Raw genomic sequence first — 19820 nt, 5'->3', positions numbered from 1 at the left:
GCGCAGGGACCTAGCGGAAACTTCTTGCATGCGAAAGTGGCCTTAGCGATTGGCGTGTTGCGCCAGCGGCGCATCAGGCGCCGTGGTGGGAGCTCGCCCCATCCTTTTCGCCACCGAATCCGTGCATATAGAACGCCCATTGCAGTCCGATGACGGCGCCTTTGACAGGCTGCAGCAGGGCAACCGACAAGATGATGGTCAAGGGCACCCAGATGAGGATGTGCTGCCAGGTGGACAGCGTCGATGTCGCTTCGACGCCCATGAAGGCGCCGAGAACGATGTGGCCGACGATGACGATGACCAGGTAGGCCGGTAGGTCGTCGGCGCGATGGTGGTGGATTTCCTCGCCACAGCCGCTGCAGGTCTCGACAGTCTTGGTGAAGCCGCGAAACAACTTGCCTTCGCCGCAGTTCGGGCAGCGGCCCAAAAGGCCGCGCTTCATCGCCGTCCACAAGGGGCGGGCAACCCGGCCCGTGTGATGTTCACCGCCGAAAACCTGTTCTTGTATCCCTAATTCCTTTGGCATTATCGTCTCCTGCCGCGCGAACCTGGTCGCGATTGCGACGCACGGGCGCGGCCCTTGGCCTTGTGGAACGACCTGGTGGAGCCTGGCAGGGGCTTCGGGTCGGTCAGCATCTCGAAGCGCATGGCGCCGGCCATCGGTGCCACCTCGACGAGCCGGACCTCGACATGGTCCGCGAGTTGGTAGCCTTTGCCCGTGCGTTCTCCGAAGAGCGAGCGAGCGGTTTCGTCGTATATATAGTAATCGCCGCCCAGAGTTGACACGGGGATGAAGCCATCGGCGCCATATTGCGGCAATTGGACAAATAGTCCTGATTTGGTGACGCCGGAGATGCGGGCGTCGAACCGGTCGTCGATGCGTTCGGCGAGATAGGCTGCAATCAGCCGGTCGACCGTGTCGCGCTCGGCCGCCATGGCACGCCGTTCCGTGCCGGAGATCAGGATCGCAACGTCTTCGAGACGAGCTGCTTCGTCCTGTGTCAGTCCTCCCGGACCGAGGCCGAGTGCGGCAATAAGCCCGCGATGCACGATCAGATCGGCATAGCGGCGGATCGGCGAGGTAAAATGGGCGTAGCGCCTCAGGTTGAGGCCGAAATGGCCGATATTCCCGGGCGAATATTCGGCCTGGCTCTGTGAGCGCAGCACCACTTCGTTGACCAGTGCCTCATTGTCGGCGCCGCGCACGCGCTCGAGAATGCCGTTGAACTGGCTGGGCCGCATCTGCGCGCCGCGCGCCAGCGACAGGCCGAGCGTCTGCAGGAATTCGCGCAGCAATTCCTGCTTGGCGAGCGACGGCGCGTCGTGCACGCGGTAGACCAGCGCCTGCTTCTTCGCCTCCAGCGTCTCTGCGGCGGCGACATTGGCCTGGATCATGAATTCTTCGATGAGCTTATGGGCATCGAGGCGTTCCGGCACGATGACACGGTCGACCGTGCCATCCGGTTTGAGCATGATCTTACGCTCCGGCAGGTCGAGTTCGAGCGGCTGACGGCCGGCGCGACCGCGCTTGAGGATCGCATAGGCATCCCAGAGCGGCTTCAGCACCGTGTCGAGGATCGGACCGGTCTTGTCGTCGGGCACGCCGTCGATAGCCGCCTGCGCCTGCGGATAGGCGAGCTTCGCCGCCGATTTCATCATCACGCGGTGGAAGGAGTGCCGGATCTTGTGGCCGTCGGCGGAGAAGGTCATGCGCACGGCCAGCGCCGGGCGATCCTGGCCCTCGCGCAGCGAACAGAGGTCGTTCGAGATGCGCTCGGGCAGCATCGGCACGACGCGATCCGGGAAATAGACCGAATTGCCGCGCTTCAAGGCCTCGCGGTCCAGCGCCGTGCCATAGCGGACATAGGCTGCGACGTCGGCGATCGCCACGGTGGCGATCACGCCGCCCGGGTTTTTTTCGTCGGGATCGGGCGTCGCGAAGACCGCGTCGTCATGGTCCTTCGCGTCGGCCGGATCGATGGTGATCAGTGGCAGGTCGCGCCAGTCCTCACGGTGATCCAGCGTCGCCGGCTTGACGGCTTCGGATTCGGCGATGACATCGGCCGGGAAGATGTGCGGGATGTCGTGGGCGTGGATGGCGATCATTGAGACCGCTTTTTCGCTGGTCAGCGAGCCGAGCACATTGAGCACCTTGGCTCTCGGCAGCCCGTAGCGGGAAGCCCGCGCCGGCTCGACCTCGACCAGGTCGCCATTCTCAGCGCCGTTCTGGAATTCCTTGTCGACGATCAGTTCGGGCTGGCGCCGTTCCACCGGTTCGATGCGGAAGGTGCCGTCCTTAAGCACGCGGAAGACGCCGAGGACGGCATCGGTGCGCTTCTCGAAGATCTTCATGACCCGGCCGGTGTAGGCGGGGCCGGACGGATCATCGGTCGGGAAGGTCTTGGCCAGCACCCGGTCGCCAATGCCTGGCGCCGGACCGTTGCCACTGCGCGAAACGCGGATCGAGACGACAGGTGGCTCGCCGGTGGTTACGGACTCCGCCGGGTGGGCCAGCAAAATGCCGTCGCCGTCACGGCCAAAGATGTCGAGCACGGCGACATGGGGCAGGGCGCCGACGCGGGCCAGCCGCTTGCGCTCCTTGGTGAGCACGCCTTCATCCTGCAAGTCGCGCAAAATATCTTTCAGCCAGATGCGGTCGTCGCCACGCAGCGCGAAAGCCTTGGCGATGTCGCGTTTTCCGGCACGATCGGGATTTTCGGCGATATAGCGCAGGATTTCGTCGCGCGAAGGCCGGTAGTCGTCCTTGACCTTGGCCCTCGTATCGGCGGTGCGCGGATCGCCGTGGCTCCGTCCGGTGATCCTGCGCGCCACGCCGTCCTACCCTTTTTTCTTCGCCGCCGGCTTCTTGGCGGCTGTTTTCTTGGCTGCGGGCGCCTTGGCGGCTGCCGCCTTGCGGAACGGCTTCTTGCCGCCGCCGCCCTTTGCTTCCTTCTCGGCAATCAGCGCCAACGCATCCTCGATGGTCACCGATTGCGGATCCTTGCCCTTGGGCAGCGTGGCGTTGACCTTGCCGAAATTGACGTAAGGCCCGTATTTGCCGTCGCGCACGACGATCTTGCCGCCACCGTCCGGATGGTCGCCAAGCTCCTTCAGGGCCGCCGGCGTGCCGCCATTACGGCCGCCCTTGCCCTTCGACTGCTTCTCGGCAATCACCGTGACGGCGCGGTTGAGGCCGATCGAGAACACATCCTCGATGCTGTCGAGATTGGCATAGGTGCCATCATGCAGCACGAACGGGCCGTAGCGGCCGAGCCCGGCCGAGATCATCTTGGACGTTTCAGGATGCTTGCCGATATCGCGCGGCAGCGCCAGCAACGCCAATGCTTTCTCATGGTCGATGGTCTCGGGCGTCCAACCCTTGGGCAGGCTCGAGCGCTTGGCGTCCTTACCGTCGCCGCGCTGGAGGTAGGGGCCGAAGCGACCCGAGCGCAGGGTGATTTCCTCGGCCGTGTAGGGATCCTTGCCGAGCACCTTGGTGCCGTCATCCCCGCCGCCATTCTCGCCATTCGGATTGGCGGCGTCGCCGAGCTGGCGGGTGAAGGAGCATTCGGGATAGTTCGAGCAGCCGACGAAGGCGCCGAACTTGCCGAGCTTCAGCGAGAGGTTGCCGGTGCCGCATTTCGGGCAGATGCGCGGGTTCGAGCCGTCTTCGCGCGCGGGGAACACCAGCGGCGCCAGTTCCTCGTTCAGTGCATCGAGCACGTCGGTGACGCGCAGTTCCTTGATGTCGGCGACGGCGCCGGAAAAATCCTTCCAGAAATCGCGCAGCACGTCCTTCCAGGCGAGCTTGCCGTCGGAAATCTCGTCGAGCTTTTCCTCCAGCGATGCCGTGAAGTCATATTCAACGTAGCGCTCGAAGAAGCTTTCGAGGAAAGCGGACAACAGGCGGCCCTTGGCCTGCGGCACCAGCCGGCGCTTGTCGATCGTGACATAGTCGCGGTCCTCGAGCGTCTTCAGGATTGCCGTATAGGTCGAAGGCCGGCCGATGCCGAGTTCTTCCAGCTTCTTGATCAGCGTGGCCTCGGAATAGCGCGGCGGCGGCTCGGTCGTGTGCTGGGTGGCGTTGATCGCCTGGCGGGCAAGCTGCTCGCCGGCGCGGATTTCCGGCAGACGGCGGTTTTCCTCGTCCTCCGCGTCGTCGTCCTTCTGATCGGTGTAGGCGGCGATGAAGCCGTCGAAGCGAACGACCGAACCGACAGCGCGAAGCTCGGCGGTGCGTGCACCGTTGACAGCCTCGATCTCGACTGTCGTGCGCTCGATCTCGGCCGGCTGCATCTGGCTGGCGATGGCGCGCTTCCAGATCAGCTCATAGAGCCGCATCTGGTCGGAATCGAGATATTGCCGAACCGATGCCGGGGTGCGCATGAAATCCGTCGGACGGATTGCCTCGTGCGCTTCCTGGGCATTCTTGGCCTTGGTCGTGTAGAAACGCGGCTTTTCCGGCAGATATTTCGGGCCGAATTCCTTGGCAATGGCGTCGCGGGCAGCGTCGATCGCCTCGGGCGCCATCTGGACGCCGTCGGTTCGCATATAGGTGATCAGGCCGGTCGTTTCGCCGCCGATCTCCATGCCTTCATAGAGCCGTTGCGCCACCTGCATGGTGCGGGTGGCGGAGAAACCGAGGCCCGATGAAGCGGCCTGCTGCAGCGTCGATGTGGTGAAGGGCGGGCCAGGGTTGCGCTTGGTCGGCTTGGCTTCCACCGACAACGCCTTGAAGGTCGCGCCCTCGAGCATCGCCTTGATGTCGTCGGCCTGCGCTTTGTTGGCAATGTCGAGCTTTTGCAGCTTCTTGCGCTCGAAGGCGGTCAGCCGCGCTTCGAAAGTCTCGTTTCGCGGCGTGCCGAGGATGGCGGCGATCTGCCAATATTCCTCGCGGATGAAGCGTTCGATCTCGGATTCACGGTCGCAGACTAGGCGCAAGGCCACGGACTGGACGCGGCCGGCCGAGCGGGCGCCGGGCAGTTTGCGCCACAGCACCGGCGACAGGGTGAAGCCGACGAGATAGTCCAGCGCCCGGCGGGCAAGATAGGCATCGACCAGCGGCGCGTCGATCTGGCGCGGATTGGCCATGGCCTCCAGCACCGACGATTTGGTGATGGCGTTGAAGACGACGCGGCTGACCGGCTTGTCCTTCAGCGCACGCTTCTGCTTCAACACTTCCAGCACATGCCAGGAAATGGCCTCGCCTTCGCGATCCGGGTCGGTGGCGAGGATCAGGCCGTCGGCATCCTTGACCGCCTTGGCGATGTCGGCGAGCCGCTTGCCCGAGGCGGTGTCGACCGCCCAGGACATGGCGAAGTCTTCATCCGGGCGCACCGAGCCGTCCTTGGCCGGCAAATCGCGGACATGGCCGAACGAGGCCAGAACCTTATAGTTCTTGCCGAGGTATTTGTTGATTGTCTTCGCCTTGGCCGGCGATTCGACGACGACGACGTCCATGAGGTCTCATATCAGCTGTGATGCGGCAGAAGAATTCCGCTGCGCGCGACGAAATCTCGTTCTATTTGCCGCTCACATGGCCGCGCTTTTGCATCCGGTCAAGGGGAAGCGCCCAAATTGCGGAGCTGTCCGCAGCAATACACTCTTAGAGTGTATGGAGAAAATCACAGATTTTGGCTTGGAGGGATGACGTCCCCCGCTCGGTGCAAACGGCCCGATTCATTTTTCGCCGAGTCGCGGAGAAGGTGGCTTGCGTACGATGCCGGGACGACGAGGGGAAGGCCGCCTGACGCTGGCCGCCGGCTGCATGGAGGAATGCCCGGCGACCAGCCTTGTCCCGCCGGCAGGCGGGCAATGGTATCGAGGATCAATCGGCTTTGGCGGTATGCCAGACGCCAGCGACGCCATCGCCGCTCACATCTCCGGCTTTCTTGTCCTTGATGAATGTGTAAAGCGGCTTCCCGTCATAGGCCCACATCTTGGTGCCGTCGGTACGGTCGACGATTGTCCATCCTTCCGAAGTCTTCGCGCCGGCCTCCGCCTTCAGCGGTGGCCAGTTGGCGGCACATTTGTCGTAGCAGTTCGACTTGCCTTTCTCATCCTTGTCATAGGTATAGAGCGTCATACCCTTGGCATCGGTGAAGATCTTGGTGCCGCCTACATCGGCCTCCTTCCAGGCGTCGGCGGCAAAGGATGCGGCGGTGCTGAGAAGCAGCGCGGCCAGCCCTATGGTTATGGTTTTCATGGAAATCTCCCTGGCTGATATTGGAGACGCGCGGGAAATCGCGGCCTCTTTGATATCAACGTCGCATGCCGGCGCTTTCGTCCCCATGTCCGTATGCCGCTGAATTTCCACACAATGGTGATTGGCAGACATGCCCGGCCGTCGCTATATCCGCCGGGGAGCGTTTGGAGTTTTGGAATGGCATTGGACATCGGCTATGTCAGCGCCGTCGGGGCGGGAGCCATCTCGTTCCTGTCGCCTTGCGTGCTGCCGCTGGTGCCGCCCTATCTCTGCTACATGGCAGGCGTGTCGGTCGACGATTTTCGCGGCAATGCCGGTGTCACGGCCCGCGAAGGCACACGCGGCGCGCTGCTCTATTCCTCGATCGCCTTCGTGCTCGGCTTCTCGACGGTGTTCGTGGCACTCGGCGCCGGCGCCTCGACCATCGGCCGGCTGTTGCGCGTCTGGCAGGAGCCGCTGGCGATGGGCGCTGGCGTGCTGATCATCCTTATGGGCCTGAATTTCCTCGGCATATTGCGCATTCCGCTGCTGTCGCGCGAGGCGCGCTTCCAGTCGCAAGGCAAGCCGGCCAGTGCCGTCGCCGCCTATGTCATGGGGCTGGCCTTCGCCTTCGGCTGGACGCCCTGTATCGGTCCGGTGCTGGGGCCGATCCTAACGCTGGCCGGCGGGCGCGAAACGGTGGGCGAGGGCGCGCTGCTGCTCGCCGCATATTCGCTCGGGCTGGGCATCCCCTTCCTGATCGCGGCGCTATTTTCCGGCGCCTTCATGCGCTTCCTCGGCAAATTCCGCGTCCATCTCGGCCGCGTCGAAAAGGCGATCGGCGCGCTGCTGGTGGTCGCCGGCGTGTTTTTCCTCACCGGCGGCGTGCAGACCGTGTCCTACTGGCTGCTGGAGAATTTCCCGGTGCTGGGCCGGCTGGGGTAGATCGCCAATGCCGCTATTGCTGTTAGGATCGAGCTGTGGACTAGCTGATTAAGAGTCGGCGGCTCCGTCATCTCACCGGAATTTAACCGCATTGGTGCAGCATGGCGCCACTGCTATCCTGTGTTGATTCCCAACCCTTTTCCTATGGTTGTTCGCCTATGAGCCAGAGATCCTGCCTGTCCGTCATTCTCGCCGCCGGCGAAGGCACGCGCATGAAGAGCGCGCTGCCGAAGGTGCTGCACCAGATCGCAGGCCTGCCGATGGTCGCCCATGTGGTCAAGGCGGCCGACGCCGCAGGTGCCAGTAGCGATGCGATCGTCATCGGCCATGGTGCGGAAGAGATGCGCAAGGCGGTGGCGAAGTTCTCGCCCAAGGCCGAAACCTTCGTGCAGGAAGAGCGCTTGGGTACGGCGCATGCTGTTCTTGCCGCACGCGAAGCGATATCAAGGGGTTATGACGACATCCTGGTGATGTTCGGCGACACGCCGCTGATCGATGCGGAAGCGCTGAACTTGGCGCGGCTGAAACTCGCCGAAGGCGCGGCCGTCGCGGTGATCGGCTTCCGTCCGCCTCTTCCAAACGGCTACGGCCGGCTGGTCGAAAAAGGTGGCAAACTGATTGCCATCCGCGAGGAAAAGGACTGTTCCGAGGCGGAAAAGAAGATCGGTTTTTGCAATGCCGGCATGATGGCGGTGGCCGGCGCCCATGCGCTGAAACTGCTCGACGCGGTAGGCAACAAGAACGCCAAGGGCGAATATTATCTCACCGACATCGTCGAGATCGCCGGTGCGCAGGGCCTTGATGTCGTCGCCACCGAGGCCAGTTTCGAGAATGCGCTCGGCATCAACAACCGCGCCGAACTGGCCCAGGCCGAAGGCATCTGGCAGGCGCGCCGCCGTCAGGAGGCGATGCTGTCGGGCGTGACGCTGATCGCGCCGGAGACCGTGTATTTCTCGCACGACACCGAGATCGGCGCCGACACCATCGTCGAGCCGAATGTCTGGTTCGGCCCGGGCGTGAAGATCGCCGGCGGCGCCAAGATCCATGCCTTCAGCCATATCGAAGGCGCAACCATTGCCGCGAACTGCGATGTCGGTCCGTTCGCGCGGTTGCGGCCGGGAGCCGATCTTCGGAACAAAGCCAAGGTCGGCAATTTCTGCGAGGTCAAGCAGGCTGTCATCGAGGAGGGCGCCAAGGTCAACCATCTGACCTATATCGGCGATGCCCGCGTCGGCGCGGGCGCCAATATCGGCGCCGGCACCATTACCTGCAATTATGACGGCTATTCGAAATTCTTCACCGATATCGGCGAGGGCGCCTTCGTCGGCTCGAACTCCTCGCTGGTGGCGCCTGTTTCGATCGGCAAGGGCGGCTACATTGCCTCGGGCAGCGTCATCACCGAAAGCGTGCCCGACGACGCGCTGGCCTTCGGCCGCGCCCGCCAGAAGACGATCCCCGGAAAGGGCAAGGAATTGCGCGAGCGCTTTGCCTCGGCCGCGGCGGCGAAGAAGAAGGCGGCTGGCGCCGATCACTAGTCTAGCGGTCAGCCGGCGGCTTTACTTCCGCCGAAGCAATCGAAAAACCGACCAATTGCAGTAACCGGATTGCAAGAGCGGTCTGGCATGGTGCATGCGTGGAGAAACGTCCGTTACACCGGACGAAATGCAATGTGACTTTCGCGGTAGGCCGGCCATCCCTAAATAGCGCTGGTTTTCCACGGGGAATCGGGGGCTGTCTGCATGTGCGGTATCGTTGGAATCGTCGGCCATTCGCAGGTTGCGCCGCTCATCGTCGATGCGCTGAAGCGGCTCGAATATCGCGGCTATGACTCGGCCGGTGTGGCCACCATCGAACATGGCAAGCTCGCCCGCCGCCGCGCCGAAGGCAAGCTGATCAACCTCGAACGCCGGCTCAAGGAGGAGCCGCTCGACGGCACGATCGGCATCGGCCACACACGCTGGGCCACCCATGGCGTGCCCAACGAGACCAATGCGCATCCGCATTTTTCCGACGGCGTCGCCATCGTCCACAACGGCATCATCGAGAACTTTGCCGAGCTGCGCGACGAACTGGTCCGCGACGGCTATGCCTTCTCCTCGCAGACCGACACCGAGGTCGTGGCGCATCTGGTGGCGCGCGAACTGGCCAAGGGACTGAAGCCGGTCGAGGCGGCGCATCAGGCGCTGAAGCGGCTGGAAGGCGCCTTTGCGCTGGCCATCATGTTCAAGGGCGATGAGGACCTGATCGTCGGCGCCCGCAATGGCCCGCCGCTGGCCGTCGGCCATGGCGACGGCGAGATGTTCCTGGGCTCCGATGCCATTGCGCTGGCGCCATTCACCAATTCGATCACCTATCTCGAGGACGGCGACTGGGCGGTGGTGCGCCGCGACAGCGTCGCCATCTTCGACATCGACGGCAGACAAGTCGAGCGCAAGCGCCAGCAGTCGCTGTCGACCTCCTTCATGGTCGACAAGGGCAACCGCCGGCATTTCATGGAGAAGGAAATCCATGAACAGCCCGAGGTGATCTCGCACACGCTGGCGCATTATGTCGACTTCGTCTCCGGCGTCTCCAAGCCGCTCGACCTGCCGTTCGACTTCGCCAAGATCGGCCGGCTGGCGATTTCGGCCTGCGGCACCGCCTATCTCGCCGGCCTGATCGGCAAATACTGGTTCGAGCGCTATGCGCGGCTGCCGGTCGACATCGATGTCGCCTCGGAGTTCCGCTACCGCGAGATGCCGCTGTCGGCCAATGACGCCGCCTTCTTCATCTCGCAATCGGGCGAGACCGCCGACACGCTGGCCTCGCTGCGTTATTGCCGCAAGGCCGGCATGAAGATCGGCGCCGTCGTCAATGTGCGCGAATCGACCATGGCGCGCGAATCCGACGTCGTGCTGCCGACACTGGCCGGCCCCGAGATCGGCGTCGCCTCGACCAAGGCTTTCACCTGCCAGCTGTCGGTGCTGGCCTCGCTTGCGGTGCGCGCCGGCGTGGCGCGCGGGGTGATTTCGAAGGAGCAGGAAAAGACCCTGGTGCGCGCGCTTTCGGAAGCGCCGCGCTATGCCAACCAGGTGCTCAAGCTCGAAGAGCAGATCGAGCGGATCGCGCGCGAACTGTCACGCTACAAGGACGTGCTCTATCTCGGCCGCGACACCAATTTCCCGCTGGCCATGGAAGGCGCGCTGAAACTCAAGGAAATCTCCTACATCCACGCCGAGGGCTATGCGGCGGGCGAGTTGAAGCATGGGCCGATCGCGCTGATCGACGAGAACATGCCGGTCATCGTCATTGCGCCGCATGACCGCATTTTCGAAAAGACCGTGTCGAACATGCAGGAAGTGGCGGCGCGTGGCGGCAAGATCATCCTGATCACCGACAGCAAAGGGGCGGCGCAGGTGAGCGTCAAGACGATGGAGACGATCATCCTGCCCGACGTGCCTGAAATCATCTCGCCGATCATCTATGCGCTGCCGATCCAGATGCTGGCCTACTTCGCCGCCGTGTTCATGGGCACCGACGTCGACCAGCCCCGAAATCTGGCGAAATCCGTGACGGTGGAGTAGGGGCCTTAACAGGCGCTCTTTAAAAACTTCGCAGTTCCAAACGGCGTCCCGGTTCACTAATGTTGCGCTGCAACCCGCGCCCGGTGAACCATGTCCGATGCTCCCAAGACCTCCGGCATGACCCGGCTGAGGAACTATTTCCTCACGGGCTTCGTCGTCTGCGCGCCGCTGGCCATCACCGCCTATATCGCCTGGTCGTTCATCGGCTGGGTCGATTCCTGGGTGAAGCCCTATATTCCGGCGCGTTACAGTCCCGACACCTATCTGCCGTTCCCTGTTCCGGGGTTCGGGCTAATCGTCGCGCTGATCCTGATCACGCTGATCGGTTTCCTCACCGCCAACATTGTCGGCCGCGCCATTGTCGGTTTCGGCGAGCGCCTGCTTGGCCGCATGCCGCTGGTGCGCGGCATCTATGGCTCGCTGAAGCAGATCTTCGAGACCGTGCTGTCGAACAAGGGCGACATGTTCCGCCAGGTCGGGCTGGTCGAATATCCGCGCAAGGGCGTGTGGTCGCTGGTCTTCGTCGCCAGCGAGAAGGAAACCGAGATCAACGAGAAACTTGACCAGGAAGGCGACCCGCTGATTGCCGTGTTCATGCCCTGCACGCCGAACCCGACGACCGGGTTCCTGATGTATGTGCTGAAGTCGGACATCGTGCTGCTCGACATGACGATTGAGGACGGCGCCAAGCTGATTGTCTCGGCCGGGCTGGTGGCGCCGGAGGTGAAAAGCAAGATGGTGACGCTGAATGGCGAGCCGATCAACGGAACGGTCGCCAATCCGCCACTAGGGCCTCATCCGGCGCGCAGGAGCCGTACGGCCTCGTCGCGGCCGAACAAATAGAGCAGCAGGCGCAGCGCCTCGCCGCGGTCGGATTGCAATTCCGGGTCGCGTGACAGGATAAGCCTTGCATCGTCGCGGGCTGCCTCCAGGAGATCGGCATGCGCCTCGATGCGCGCCACCTGGAACCCCGGTGTGCCGGACTGGCGGGTGCCCAACAGCTCGCCTTCGCCGCGCAATTTCAGGTCTTCCTCGGCGATCAAGAAGCCGTCCTCGGTCTCGCGCATCACCGACAGCCGGCGTTTTGCGGTCTCGCCGAGCGGATCCTTGTAGAGCAGCACGCAAGAGGAGGGCTTGTCGCCGCGCCCGACCCGTCCGCGTAGCTGGTGCAGCTGTGCAAGGCCGAAACGCTCGGCATGTTCGATGACCATGACGGTAGCGTCGGGCACGTCGACGCCGACCTCGATGACCGTGGTGGCGATCAGGATGCGGGTTTCGCCCTCCTTGAAGGCGCGCATCGCCTCGTCTTTCTCGGCGCCCTTCATGCGGCCGTGGACAAGGCCGATGCGGTCGCCGAACAGCGGTTTCAGCGAGGCAAAGCGATCCTCGGCCGACATCAGCTTGATCTCTTCGGACTCCTCGACCAGCGGGCAGATCCAGTAGATTTTCTGGCCGCCGGCGACGGCATCCTGCATGCGGGCGACCAGTTCGTCGAGCCGTTCCAGCGGCAGCGTGACGGTGCGGATCGGCTGGCGACCGGCCGGCTTTTCCGTCAGCTTGGAGACATCCATGTCGCCGAAGGCGGTCAGCACCAGCGTGCGCGGGATCGGTGTGGCCGTCATCACCAGCATGTCGGGCGCATCGCCCTTGGCGGTGATCGCAAGCCGCTGATGGACGCCGAAACGATGCTGCTCGTCGATGACGGCCAGCACCAGATCGTGGAAGGTAACCGTCTCCTGGAACAGCGCGTGGGTGCCGACGACGATGTCGATCTCGCCGCTTGCCAGGCCGGCCAGTGTTTCGGTGCGTTCGCGGCCCTTTTCGCGGCCGGTGAGTATGGCGATGCGCAGCCCGACTCTGGCGGCGAGCGGCGCGATCGTCGCCAGATGTTGGCGCGCCAGGATTTCGGTCGGTGCCATCAGTGCCGCTTGGCCGCCGGCCTCGACGGCGCGCGCCATGGCAAGCAGCGCGACCACCGTCTTGCCTGAGCCGACATCGCCCTGCAGCAGCCGCAGCATGCGCTCGGGGTCGGCAAGGTCGGCATTGATTTCGGCCAGCGCGAATTCCTGGCTTGCGGTCAGCGAATAGGGAAGGGCTGCGCGCAGTTTCTCGACGATGCGGCCGTCGCCGACCAGGGGGCGGCCGGACAGGCGGCGGATCTTTGCCCGCACCAGCGCCAGCGAGACCTGGCCCGCCAGCAACTCGTCATAGGCAAGACGCCGCCAGGCCGCGCCGTCGATGGAAACGTCGATGGGATCGGCCGGATTGTGGATGCGGGTAAGCGCGTCGGCAAAGGTGGGAAAGGTGTGCCGGCGCATGAAGGCGCCATCCTGCCACTCCGGAAATTCGGGCAGGCGCGCCAGCGCCTGGCCGAACGCGCGGCGCAGCACCTTGCCCGAGAGCCCTGCGGTGAGCGGGTAGACCGGTTCGACCAGCGGCAGGTTCTCTGCTTCGCTGGCCAGCGCGATATGGTCGGGGTGGACCATGGTCGGACGGCCGTTGAACCATTCCATGCGGCCCGAGACCACGACATGCTCGCCCACGGGCATTGCCTTTTCGAGATAGGCGGCGTGCGCATGAAAGAAGGTCAGGCCGATCTCGCCGGTATCGTCATGGGCAAAGACCCTGTAAGGCACCGACCGGTTGCCGCGCGGCGGCGGCTGGTGACGGTCGATGCGCACGTCGAGGGTCACGATCTGGCCTTCCGCGGAACCGGCGATGCCCGGCCGGCTGCGGCGGTCGATGACGGTGTGCGGCAGCACGAACAGCAGGTCGCCCGCGCGGGCCGCTCGATCACCAAGATCCGCCGTGACGACCTTCTCGATCAGCGCGCCGACCTTGGGTCCGACGCCGGCAAGCGAAGTGATCGGAACAAACAGCGGATCGAGGATGGAAGGACGCATGATGTCAGCTTATGTCGCGACGGCCACAGCGCAAGGCTGACAGCCCCTTCTATCCACGCTATATGCGCCGCAGCAAGTGAGGATGCGCCACAATGACCGGAACGAAACGATCAAGCGAGGGGCTGGACGCCCACCGCCGCAAGCTGTTGTTCCGCTCGTGGCACCGCGGCATGCGCGAGATGGATCTCATTCTCGGCACCTTCGCCGACGCCGAGATCGGCGCCTTGACGGCTGAGGAAATCGAACAATATGAGAGGCTCCTCGACATTTCCGACACCGAATTCCTGCCGCTGATCACCGGTGAACGCCCGATCCCGGCGGATATCGATTGTCCTGTCCTGCAAAAGATCCTGGCGTCCCGCCGGACCATGACTTTCTGAACAAAAGCAATTCCAGGAAAAGTGCGAAGCGGTTTTCCCCACAGGAATTGCGACAAACAAAGACCGTGATTTGATGAGCCTCATTCCCACCATTGGTCTGCCGAAAGGCCGTGCCGGCCAGTTCATCGTCGATGGTGTCGCCGATGGATACGAGGCGTTTGCACTGGTGCAGGCCGCATTCGAGATCGCGCCCGACAAGCCGGTGCTGTTCGTGGCGCGCGACGGCCAGCGCCTGCCTGTTATCATCGAGGCACTGGCCTTTGCCGCGCCCGGACTGCCGGTGCTGGAACTGCCGGCCTGGGACTGTCTGCCCTACGATCGCGTCTCGCCCGGCTCGGATGCCGCCGCCAAGCGCCTCGACGCGCTGACGGCCATGATCGCGCTGGCGAAGAAGCCGCATCGCGCCGTCATCCTCACCACCGCCAATGCGCTGCTGCAGCGCATTCCGCCGGCTGATCTGGTCGAGGCACAGACCTTTCATGCCAGGCCTGGCAACCAGATCGACATGAACGCGCTGATTGCGCGGCTGGAAACGTCCGGCTTCGAGCGGGTGCCGACAGTTCGCGGCATCGGCGAGTTCGCGGTGCGCGGCGGCATTCTCGACCTTTTCGCGCCCGGCTGGACCGAGGCGCTCAGGCTCGATTTCTTCGGCGACACGCTGGAATCGATCCGCGTCTTCGATGCCGCCACCCAGCGCACCACCGGCCAGCGCAAGTCGATGGCGCTGCAGGCGATGAGCGAAGTGGCGCTGACGCCTGAAACCATCAGCCGCTTCCGCCGCTCCTATATCGAAGCCTTTGGCGCGCCGCAGCGCGACGACGGGCTCTACACGGCAGTCAGTGAGGGCAGGCGGTTCGCCGGCATGGAGCATTGGCTGCCGTTCTTCTATGAGCGGCTGGAGACGGTGTTCGACTATCTGCCGGATACGCCTGTGGTTTTCGACCATCTGGCGCATGAGGCGCTGGCCGAGCGCCACACACTGATCCTCGATCACTATGAAGCGCGCAAAAAGCAGGCCGATGCTGCGCTGAAGGATGCCGTGCCCTACAAGCCGGTGGCGCCGGATCTGCTCTACCTCTCGCCGGAGAACCTGATCGCCTCGCTCGGTCCACGCGAAGCGATCGACTTCACGCCCTTCGACGCGCCCGATGCCGGCGCGAAAAAGGTCTATCACGCCGGCTCGCGCCATGGCCGCAGCTTCGTCGAGGAGCGCGCCGATCCAAATATCAACGTCTTCGATGTCGTCGTCAGGCATATCGCCGACGAGCGCGCGGCACGTCGGCGTATTGTCATCGCCGGCTGGACAGAGGGTTCGCTCGACCGGCTTGGCCAGATCCTCACCGAGCATCATCTGGGCAATCTCAAGCAGGTCGAGACGCTGGCGCAAGCCGAACAGCTCGAGCCGGGGCAGGCGGCATTGGCCGTGCTGCCGCTTGAATCCGGCTTCGAGACCGAAAAACTGGTCGTCGTCGCCGAACAGGATATTTTGGGCGACCGGCTGATCCGGCGTTCCAAGCGCAAGAAGCGCGCCTCCGACTTCATCGCGGAGGCCTCTGCGCTGTCGGCCGGCGATATCGTCGTCCACACTGACCATGGCATTGGCCGCTTCATCGGCCTGCGCACCATCGAGGCGGTCGGCGCGCCGCATGACTGCCTGGAAATCCACTATGCCGGCGATGACCGGCTGTTCCTGCCGGTCGAAAACATCGAGCTTCTGTCGCGTTATGGCTCCGACTCCGCCGAGGCGACGCTGGACAAGCTGGGTGGCGGCGCTTGGCAGTCGCGCAAGGCCAAGCTGAAGCGGCGCCTGCTCGACATGGCCGGGCAACTGATCCGTATCGCCGCCGAGCGGCAGATGCGCGCCGCGCCGGCGCTGGTGCCGGCCGAAGGTCTCTATGACGAATTCGCCGCGCGTTTCCCCTATGAGGAAACCGACGACCAGCAGACGGCCATCGACTCGGTCAGGGATGACCTCGGCGCCGGCAAGCCGATGGACCGGCTGATCTGCGGCGATGTCGGCTTCGGCAAGACCGAAGTGGCACTGCGCGCCGCCTTCATCGCGGCGATGGAAGGGTTCCAGGTCGCGGTCGTGGTGCCGACGACGCTGTTGTCACGCCAGCATTTCAAGACCTTTTCCCAGCGCTTCTCGGGCCTTCCCGTCCGCGTCGCGCAGGCCTCGCGGCTGGTCGGTGCCAAGGAACTGGCGGAGACGAAGAAGGCTCTGGCCGAGGGGCAGGTCGACATCGTTGTCGGCACCCATGCGCTGCTCGGCTCCTCGATCTCGTTCAAGAATCTCGGCCTGCTGATCATCGACGAGGAGCAGCACTTTGGCGTCAAGCACAAGGAACGGCTGAAGGATCTGAAGACCGATGTCCATGTGCTGACGCTGTCGGCGACGCCGATCCCGCGTACGCTGCAACTGGCGCTGACGGGCGTGCGCGAACTGTCGCTGATCGCCACGCCGCCGGTCGACCGCATGGCGGTGCGCACCTTCATCTCGCCCTTCGATCCGTTGGTCATTCGCGAGACGCTGCTTCGCGAGCGTTATCGTGGCGGACACTCCTTCTATGTCGTCCCGCGCATCAGCGATCTCTCGGAAATCCATGATTTCCTGAAAGAATCGATGCCCGAACTGAAAGTGGCTGTGGCCCACGGCCAGATGCCGCCAGGCGAACTCGACGACATCATGAACGCCTTCTATGATGGGCAATACGATGTGCTTCTGTCGACCACCATCGTCGAATCCGGCCTCGACATCCCGACCGCCAACACGCTGATCATCCATCGCGCCGACATGTTCGGCCTCTCGCAGCTCTATCAGTTGCGCGGCCGCGTCGGCCGCTCCAAGGTGCGCGCCTACGCGCTGTTCACGCTGCCGGCCAACCGCAAACTGACTGACACGGCCGAGCGCCGGCTGAAAGTGCTGCAGTCGCTCGACACGCTGGGCGCCGGCTTCCAGCTCGCCAGCCACGATCTCGACATAAGGGGTGCCGGTAATCTCTTGGGCGAAGAGCAGTCCGGCCATATCAAGGAGGTCGGCTTCGAGCTCTACCAGCAGATGCTGGAAGAGGCCGTCGCCGAGGTGAAGGATTCCGGCGAGGTCCAGGATGGCGGCTGGTCGCCGCAGATCGCCGTCGGCACGGCGGTGATGATCCCGGAAAGTTATGTGCCGGACCTGCAGCTCAGGCTGGCGCTTTACCGCCGCCTCGGCGACCTCGAAAACACCGAGGAGATCGACGCTTTCGGCGCCGAACTGATCGACCGTTTCGGCCCGCTGCCGGACGAGGTGAAGCATCTCTTGAAGATCGTCTTCATCAAGGCGCTCTGCCGCAAAGCCAATGTCGAGAAGCTCGATGCGGGCCCGAAGGGCGTCGTCATTCATTTCCGCAAGCGCGAGTTCTCCAACCCGGTCGCCCTGGTCAAGTTCATCGGCGAGCAGGGTTCGCTGGCCAAGATCCGCCCCGACCACAGCGTCGTCTTCACCCGCGATTGGCCGACCGCCGAGAAGCGGCTGGCGGGCTCGGCGGTGGTCATGACGCAACTGGCGCGCCTTGTTGAGAAGGCTGTGTAGCCCACCCGACCCATTCGCCAGTGCTGAAATTCCGGTCTAGAATAGGAAATCGGCTTCGTGTATGGAGCCGCCAACCCATATAGGGGCGGAAAAGGCGGGCGAGGGTGCTCGCCGGAAAGAGTGTTGGGTGCAGCGATGACGAAATGGTCGCCGAATTCGTGGAGAGCAAAGCCGATCAAGCAGGTTCCTGCCTATCCGGACCTTGCCGCGCTGAAGAACACCGAAGCTCAGCTCGCCACCTTTCCGCCGCTGGTCTTTGCCGGTGAGGCGCGCAAGCTGACGAAGCAACTCGCGGCGGTCGCTGCCGGTGAGGCGTTCCTGCTCCAGGGCGGCGATTGCGCCGAAAGCTTTGCCGAACACGGCGCCGACAACATCCGCGACTTCTTCCGGGTCTTCCTGCAGATGTCGGTCGTCTTGACCTTCGCCGGCGCACAGCCCGTGGTGAAGGTCGGTCGCGTTGCCGGCCAGTTCGCCAAGCCGCGTTCGTCCGACAATGAGACCAAGGGCGAGGTGACGCTGCCGAGCTATCGCGGCGACATCATCAACGGCATCGAATTCGACGCCAAGTCCCGTATTCCCGATCCTGCCCGCCAGGAAATGGCGTACCGCCAGTCGGCGGCGACGCTCAACCTTCTGCGCGCCTTCGCCCAGGGCGGTTATGCCAGCCTGGAGAACGTGCATCGCTGGATGCTCGGCTTCGTCGCCGACAGCCCGCAGGGCGAAAAGTACGAGTCGCTCGCCAACCGCATCACCGAGACAATGGACTTCATGAAGGCCGTCGGCATCACCTCGGAGACCAATTACGCGCTGCGCGAGACCGATTTCTACACCAGCCATGAAGCGCTGCTGCTTGGCTATGAGGAAGCTCTGACCCGCGTCGATTCGACCTCCGGCGACTGGTATGCCACGTCAGGCCACATGATCTGGATCGGCGACCGCACACGTCAGCCCGATCATGCCCATGTCGAGTATTGCCGCGGCATCAAGAACCCGCTCGGCCTGAAATGCGGCCCGTCGCTGACCGCTGACGGCTTGCTGGAGCTGATCGACCTGCTCAACCCCGAGAACGAGCCCGGCCGGCTGACGCTGATCGCCCGCTTCGGCTCCGACAAGGTCGCCGACCATCTGCCGAAGCTGGTGCGGGCGGTGCAGAAGGAAGGCCGCAGCGTGGTCTGGTCGTCGGACCCGATGCATGGCAACACGATCGAAGCCGCCGGTTACAAGACGCGGCCGTTCGACCGCATCCTGAAGGAGGTGCAGACCTTCTTCGAGGTGCACCGCGCCGAAGGCACGCATCCGGGCGGCATCCATGTCGAGATGACCGGCAAGAACGTCACCGAATGCACGGGTGGTGCGCGCGCCATCACGGCCGAGGAATTGCAGGACCGCTACCACACGCATTGCGACCCGCGCCTCAATGCCGATCAGGCGATCGAGCTGGCCTTCCTGGTGTCGGATCTCCTGAAGAAAAGCCATCCGGTGCAGCACAAGCAGGCCGTCAACGGCTGATCCTGCCGATCCCAAACGACCAACATGCGAAGGCGCCTGAGAAATCCGGCGCCTTTCCTTGTTCCGGGACGATGTTCGCCACACGGTCGTCGCGTCAAACCTTACGAAAATTTATGCTGACGCGACCTCCCCAAAACCAAGATTGGGGTGAAGGTTCGCGCTCGACCCGATCATCGGTGGCAAGGATTCGACGAATGGCGATGGAAGACGCTACCCAGGAGCACCTCGAGAACGCCGAGCATGCCGAACATGCCGCGCATGAGGGCAATCCCTTTCTGACCACGGTCTCCGTCACAATAGCGGTGTTGGCGGTTCTCGCCGCGACGGTCGGCAGCTTCGAGTCGCTCGAAACCGCGGAGGCGATAAACGACAAGAGCGAGGCGGCCTATCTCCAGAACAAGGCCAGCGATCAGTGGAGTTTCTTCCAGGCAAAGAGCATCAAGAAGAACAGCTATGAGATCGCGGCGGCGACGGGTGGCCCAGGAACCGACCAATTTCAGGCCGCCGCGAAGCGCAATGAAGCCGATGGTGCAGAGATCCAGGCCAAGGCGACCGAATTTGAAAAGCAGGTCGACGAAAAGCTGCGCGATAGCGACGTGCGCGAACGACGTCATCATGTCCTGACGCTGGCGGTGACGCTGCTGCACATCTCGATCGCCGTCGCGACGCTCTCCATCATCACCCGTGGCAAGCGCTGGCCGTGGATCGGCTCGCTGGCGCTGGGCGCCCTGGGTGTGATCGCGGCCGGCTTCGCCTATCTCTGAA

At 63.7% G+C, this 19820-nt stretch carries 13 protein-coding genes; 8 read left to right on the top strand and 5 right to left on the bottom strand.

Features of this window, described 5'->3' with window-relative positions; translation table 11 throughout:
• Positions 1-73 precede the first annotated feature (73 nt).
• From ACLGL5_RS24945 to ACLGL5_RS24930, 4 genes are all read right to left on the bottom strand, one after another.
• The gene (locus tag ACLGL5_RS24945; RefSeq protein WP_069092254.1) at positions 74-526 is read right to left on the bottom strand and encodes a DUF983 domain-containing protein; all 453 of its coding nucleotides are present in this window, start codon (positions 524-526) and stop codon (positions 74-76) included.
• A complete protein-coding gene (rnr, locus tag ACLGL5_RS24940) occupies positions 526-2832 on the bottom strand; it encodes a ribonuclease R (RefSeq protein WP_494372787.1) in 2307 nt (768 codons plus the stop codon). The genes ACLGL5_RS24945 and rnr overlap by 1 nt, the downstream gene beginning before the upstream one ends.
• Before the next feature lie 6 nt (positions 2833-2838).
• Positions 2839-5460, bottom strand: coding sequence for a type I DNA topoisomerase (gene topA, locus ACLGL5_RS24935; RefSeq protein WP_019858383.1), 2622 nt, complete (start codon positions 5458-5460; stop codon positions 2839-2841).
• A 367-nt stretch (positions 5461-5827) separates the two neighbouring features.
• The gene (locus ACLGL5_RS24930; protein WP_019858382.1) at positions 5828-6205 is read right to left on the bottom strand and encodes a COG4315 family predicted lipoprotein; all 378 of its coding nucleotides are present in this window, start codon (positions 6203-6205) and stop codon (positions 5828-5830) included.
• A 177-nt stretch (positions 6206-6382) separates the two neighbouring features.
• On the opposite strand from ACLGL5_RS24930, the gene ACLGL5_RS24925 reads away from it, so the two are divergent.
• The 4 genes from ACLGL5_RS24925 to ACLGL5_RS24910 all read left to right on the top strand — a co-directional run bounded on the left by ACLGL5_RS24925 (position 6383) and on the right by ACLGL5_RS24910 (position 11535).
• The gene (locus ACLGL5_RS24925; protein WP_019858381.1) at positions 6383-7129 is read left to right on the top strand and encodes a cytochrome c biogenesis CcdA family protein; all 747 of its coding nucleotides are present in this window, start codon (positions 6383-6385) and stop codon (positions 7127-7129) included.
• A gap of 158 nt (positions 7130-7287) precedes the next feature.
• Entirely contained in the window at positions 7288-8664 is a 1377-nt protein-coding gene (gene glmU / locus ACLGL5_RS24920; protein WP_069092252.1) for a bifunctional UDP-N-acetylglucosamine diphosphorylase/glucosamine-1-phosphate N-acetyltransferase GlmU, read from the top strand.
• A gap of 204 nt (positions 8665-8868) precedes the next feature.
• Positions 8869-10692, top strand: a complete 1824-nt coding sequence (glmS, locus tag ACLGL5_RS24915) for a glutamine--fructose-6-phosphate transaminase (isomerizing) (protein ID WP_069092251.1) — start codon at positions 8869-8871, stop codon at positions 10690-10692.
• Positions 10693-10782: 90 nt separating this feature from the next.
• Complete coding sequence (locus tag ACLGL5_RS24910) at positions 10783-11535, top strand: DUF502 domain-containing protein (protein ID WP_019858378.1); 753 nt, start codon at positions 10783-10785, stop codon at positions 11533-11535.
• On the opposite strand, the gene recG is transcribed toward ACLGL5_RS24910, so the two are convergent.
• Positions 11487-13595 (bottom strand): ATP-dependent DNA helicase RecG, encoded by a 2109-nt coding sequence (gene recG, locus ACLGL5_RS24905; protein WP_069092250.1) that lies wholly within the window; start codon positions 13593-13595, stop codon positions 11487-11489. The genes ACLGL5_RS24910 and recG overlap by 49 nt on opposite strands.
• 92 nt (positions 13596-13687) lie before the next feature.
• Here recG and ACLGL5_RS24900 point away from each other — a divergent pair, with 92 nt between their 5' ends.
• The 4 genes from ACLGL5_RS24900 (at position 13688) to ACLGL5_RS24885 (ending at position 19819) form a co-directional block, all read left to right on the top strand.
• Entirely contained in the window at positions 13688-13975 is a 288-nt protein-coding gene (locus ACLGL5_RS24900; protein ID WP_019858376.1) for a succinate dehydrogenase assembly factor 2, read from the top strand.
• A gap of 73 nt (positions 13976-14048) precedes the next feature.
• Positions 14049-17546, top strand: a complete 3498-nt coding sequence (gene mfd, locus ACLGL5_RS24895) for a transcription-repair coupling factor (protein WP_069092249.1) — start codon at positions 14049-14051, stop codon at positions 17544-17546.
• A gap of 135 nt (positions 17547-17681) precedes the next feature.
• Entirely contained in the window at positions 17682-19055 is a 1374-nt protein-coding gene (locus ACLGL5_RS24890; RefSeq protein ID WP_019858372.1) for a class II 3-deoxy-7-phosphoheptulonate synthase, read from the top strand.
• Positions 19056-19249: 194 nt separating this feature from the next.
• The gene (locus ACLGL5_RS24885; protein ID WP_223217725.1) at positions 19250-19819 is read left to right on the top strand and encodes a DUF4337 domain-containing protein; all 570 of its coding nucleotides are present in this window, start codon (positions 19250-19252) and stop codon (positions 19817-19819) included.
• The last annotated feature ends 1 nt before the right edge of the window (position 19820 follow it).

Source organism: Mesorhizobium sp. U510 (genome assembly GCF_059180695.1).
Note: the sequence above shows the minus strand (reverse complement) of the source record. Positions and strands in the feature narration are given on the sequence as shown.

What these genes read in the sequence shown, in the direction of transcription:
- ACLGL5_RS24945 (WP_069092254.1), bottom strand. Translation starts at nt 526, where the DNA reads ATGCCAAAGGAATTAGGGATACAAGAACAGGTTTTCGGCGGTGAACAT.
- topA (WP_019858383.1), bottom strand. Translation starts at nt 5,460, where the DNA reads ATGGACGTCGTCGTCGTCGAATCGCCGGCCAAGGCGAAGACAATCAAC.
- ACLGL5_RS24930 (WP_019858382.1), bottom strand. Translation starts at nt 6,205, where the DNA reads ATGAAAACCATAACCATAGGGCTGGCCGCGCTGCTTCTCAGCACCGCC.
- ACLGL5_RS24925 (WP_019858381.1), top strand. Translation starts at nt 6,383, where the DNA reads ATGGCATTGGACATCGGCTATGTCAGCGCCGTCGGGGCGGGAGCCATC.
- glmU (WP_069092252.1), top strand. Translation starts at nt 7,288, where the DNA reads ATGAGCCAGAGATCCTGCCTGTCCGTCATTCTCGCCGCCGGCGAAGGC.
- glmS (WP_069092251.1), top strand. Translation starts at nt 8,869, where the DNA reads ATGTGCGGTATCGTTGGAATCGTCGGCCATTCGCAGGTTGCGCCGCTC.
- ACLGL5_RS24910 (WP_019858378.1), top strand. Translation starts at nt 10,783, where the DNA reads ATGTCCGATGCTCCCAAGACCTCCGGCATGACCCGGCTGAGGAACTAT.
- recG (WP_069092250.1), bottom strand. Translation starts at nt 13,595, where the DNA reads ATGCGTCCTTCCATCCTCGATCCGCTGTTTGTTCCGATCACTTCGCTT.
- ACLGL5_RS24900 (WP_019858376.1), top strand. Translation starts at nt 13,688, where the DNA reads ATGACCGGAACGAAACGATCAAGCGAGGGGCTGGACGCCCACCGCCGC.
- mfd (WP_069092249.1), top strand. Translation starts at nt 14,049, where the DNA reads ATGAGCCTCATTCCCACCATTGGTCTGCCGAAAGGCCGTGCCGGCCAG.
- ACLGL5_RS24890 (WP_019858372.1), top strand. Translation starts at nt 17,682, where the DNA reads ATGACGAAATGGTCGCCGAATTCGTGGAGAGCAAAGCCGATCAAGCAG.
- ACLGL5_RS24885 (WP_223217725.1), top strand. Translation starts at nt 19,250, where the DNA reads ATGGCGATGGAAGACGCTACCCAGGAGCACCTCGAGAACGCCGAGCAT.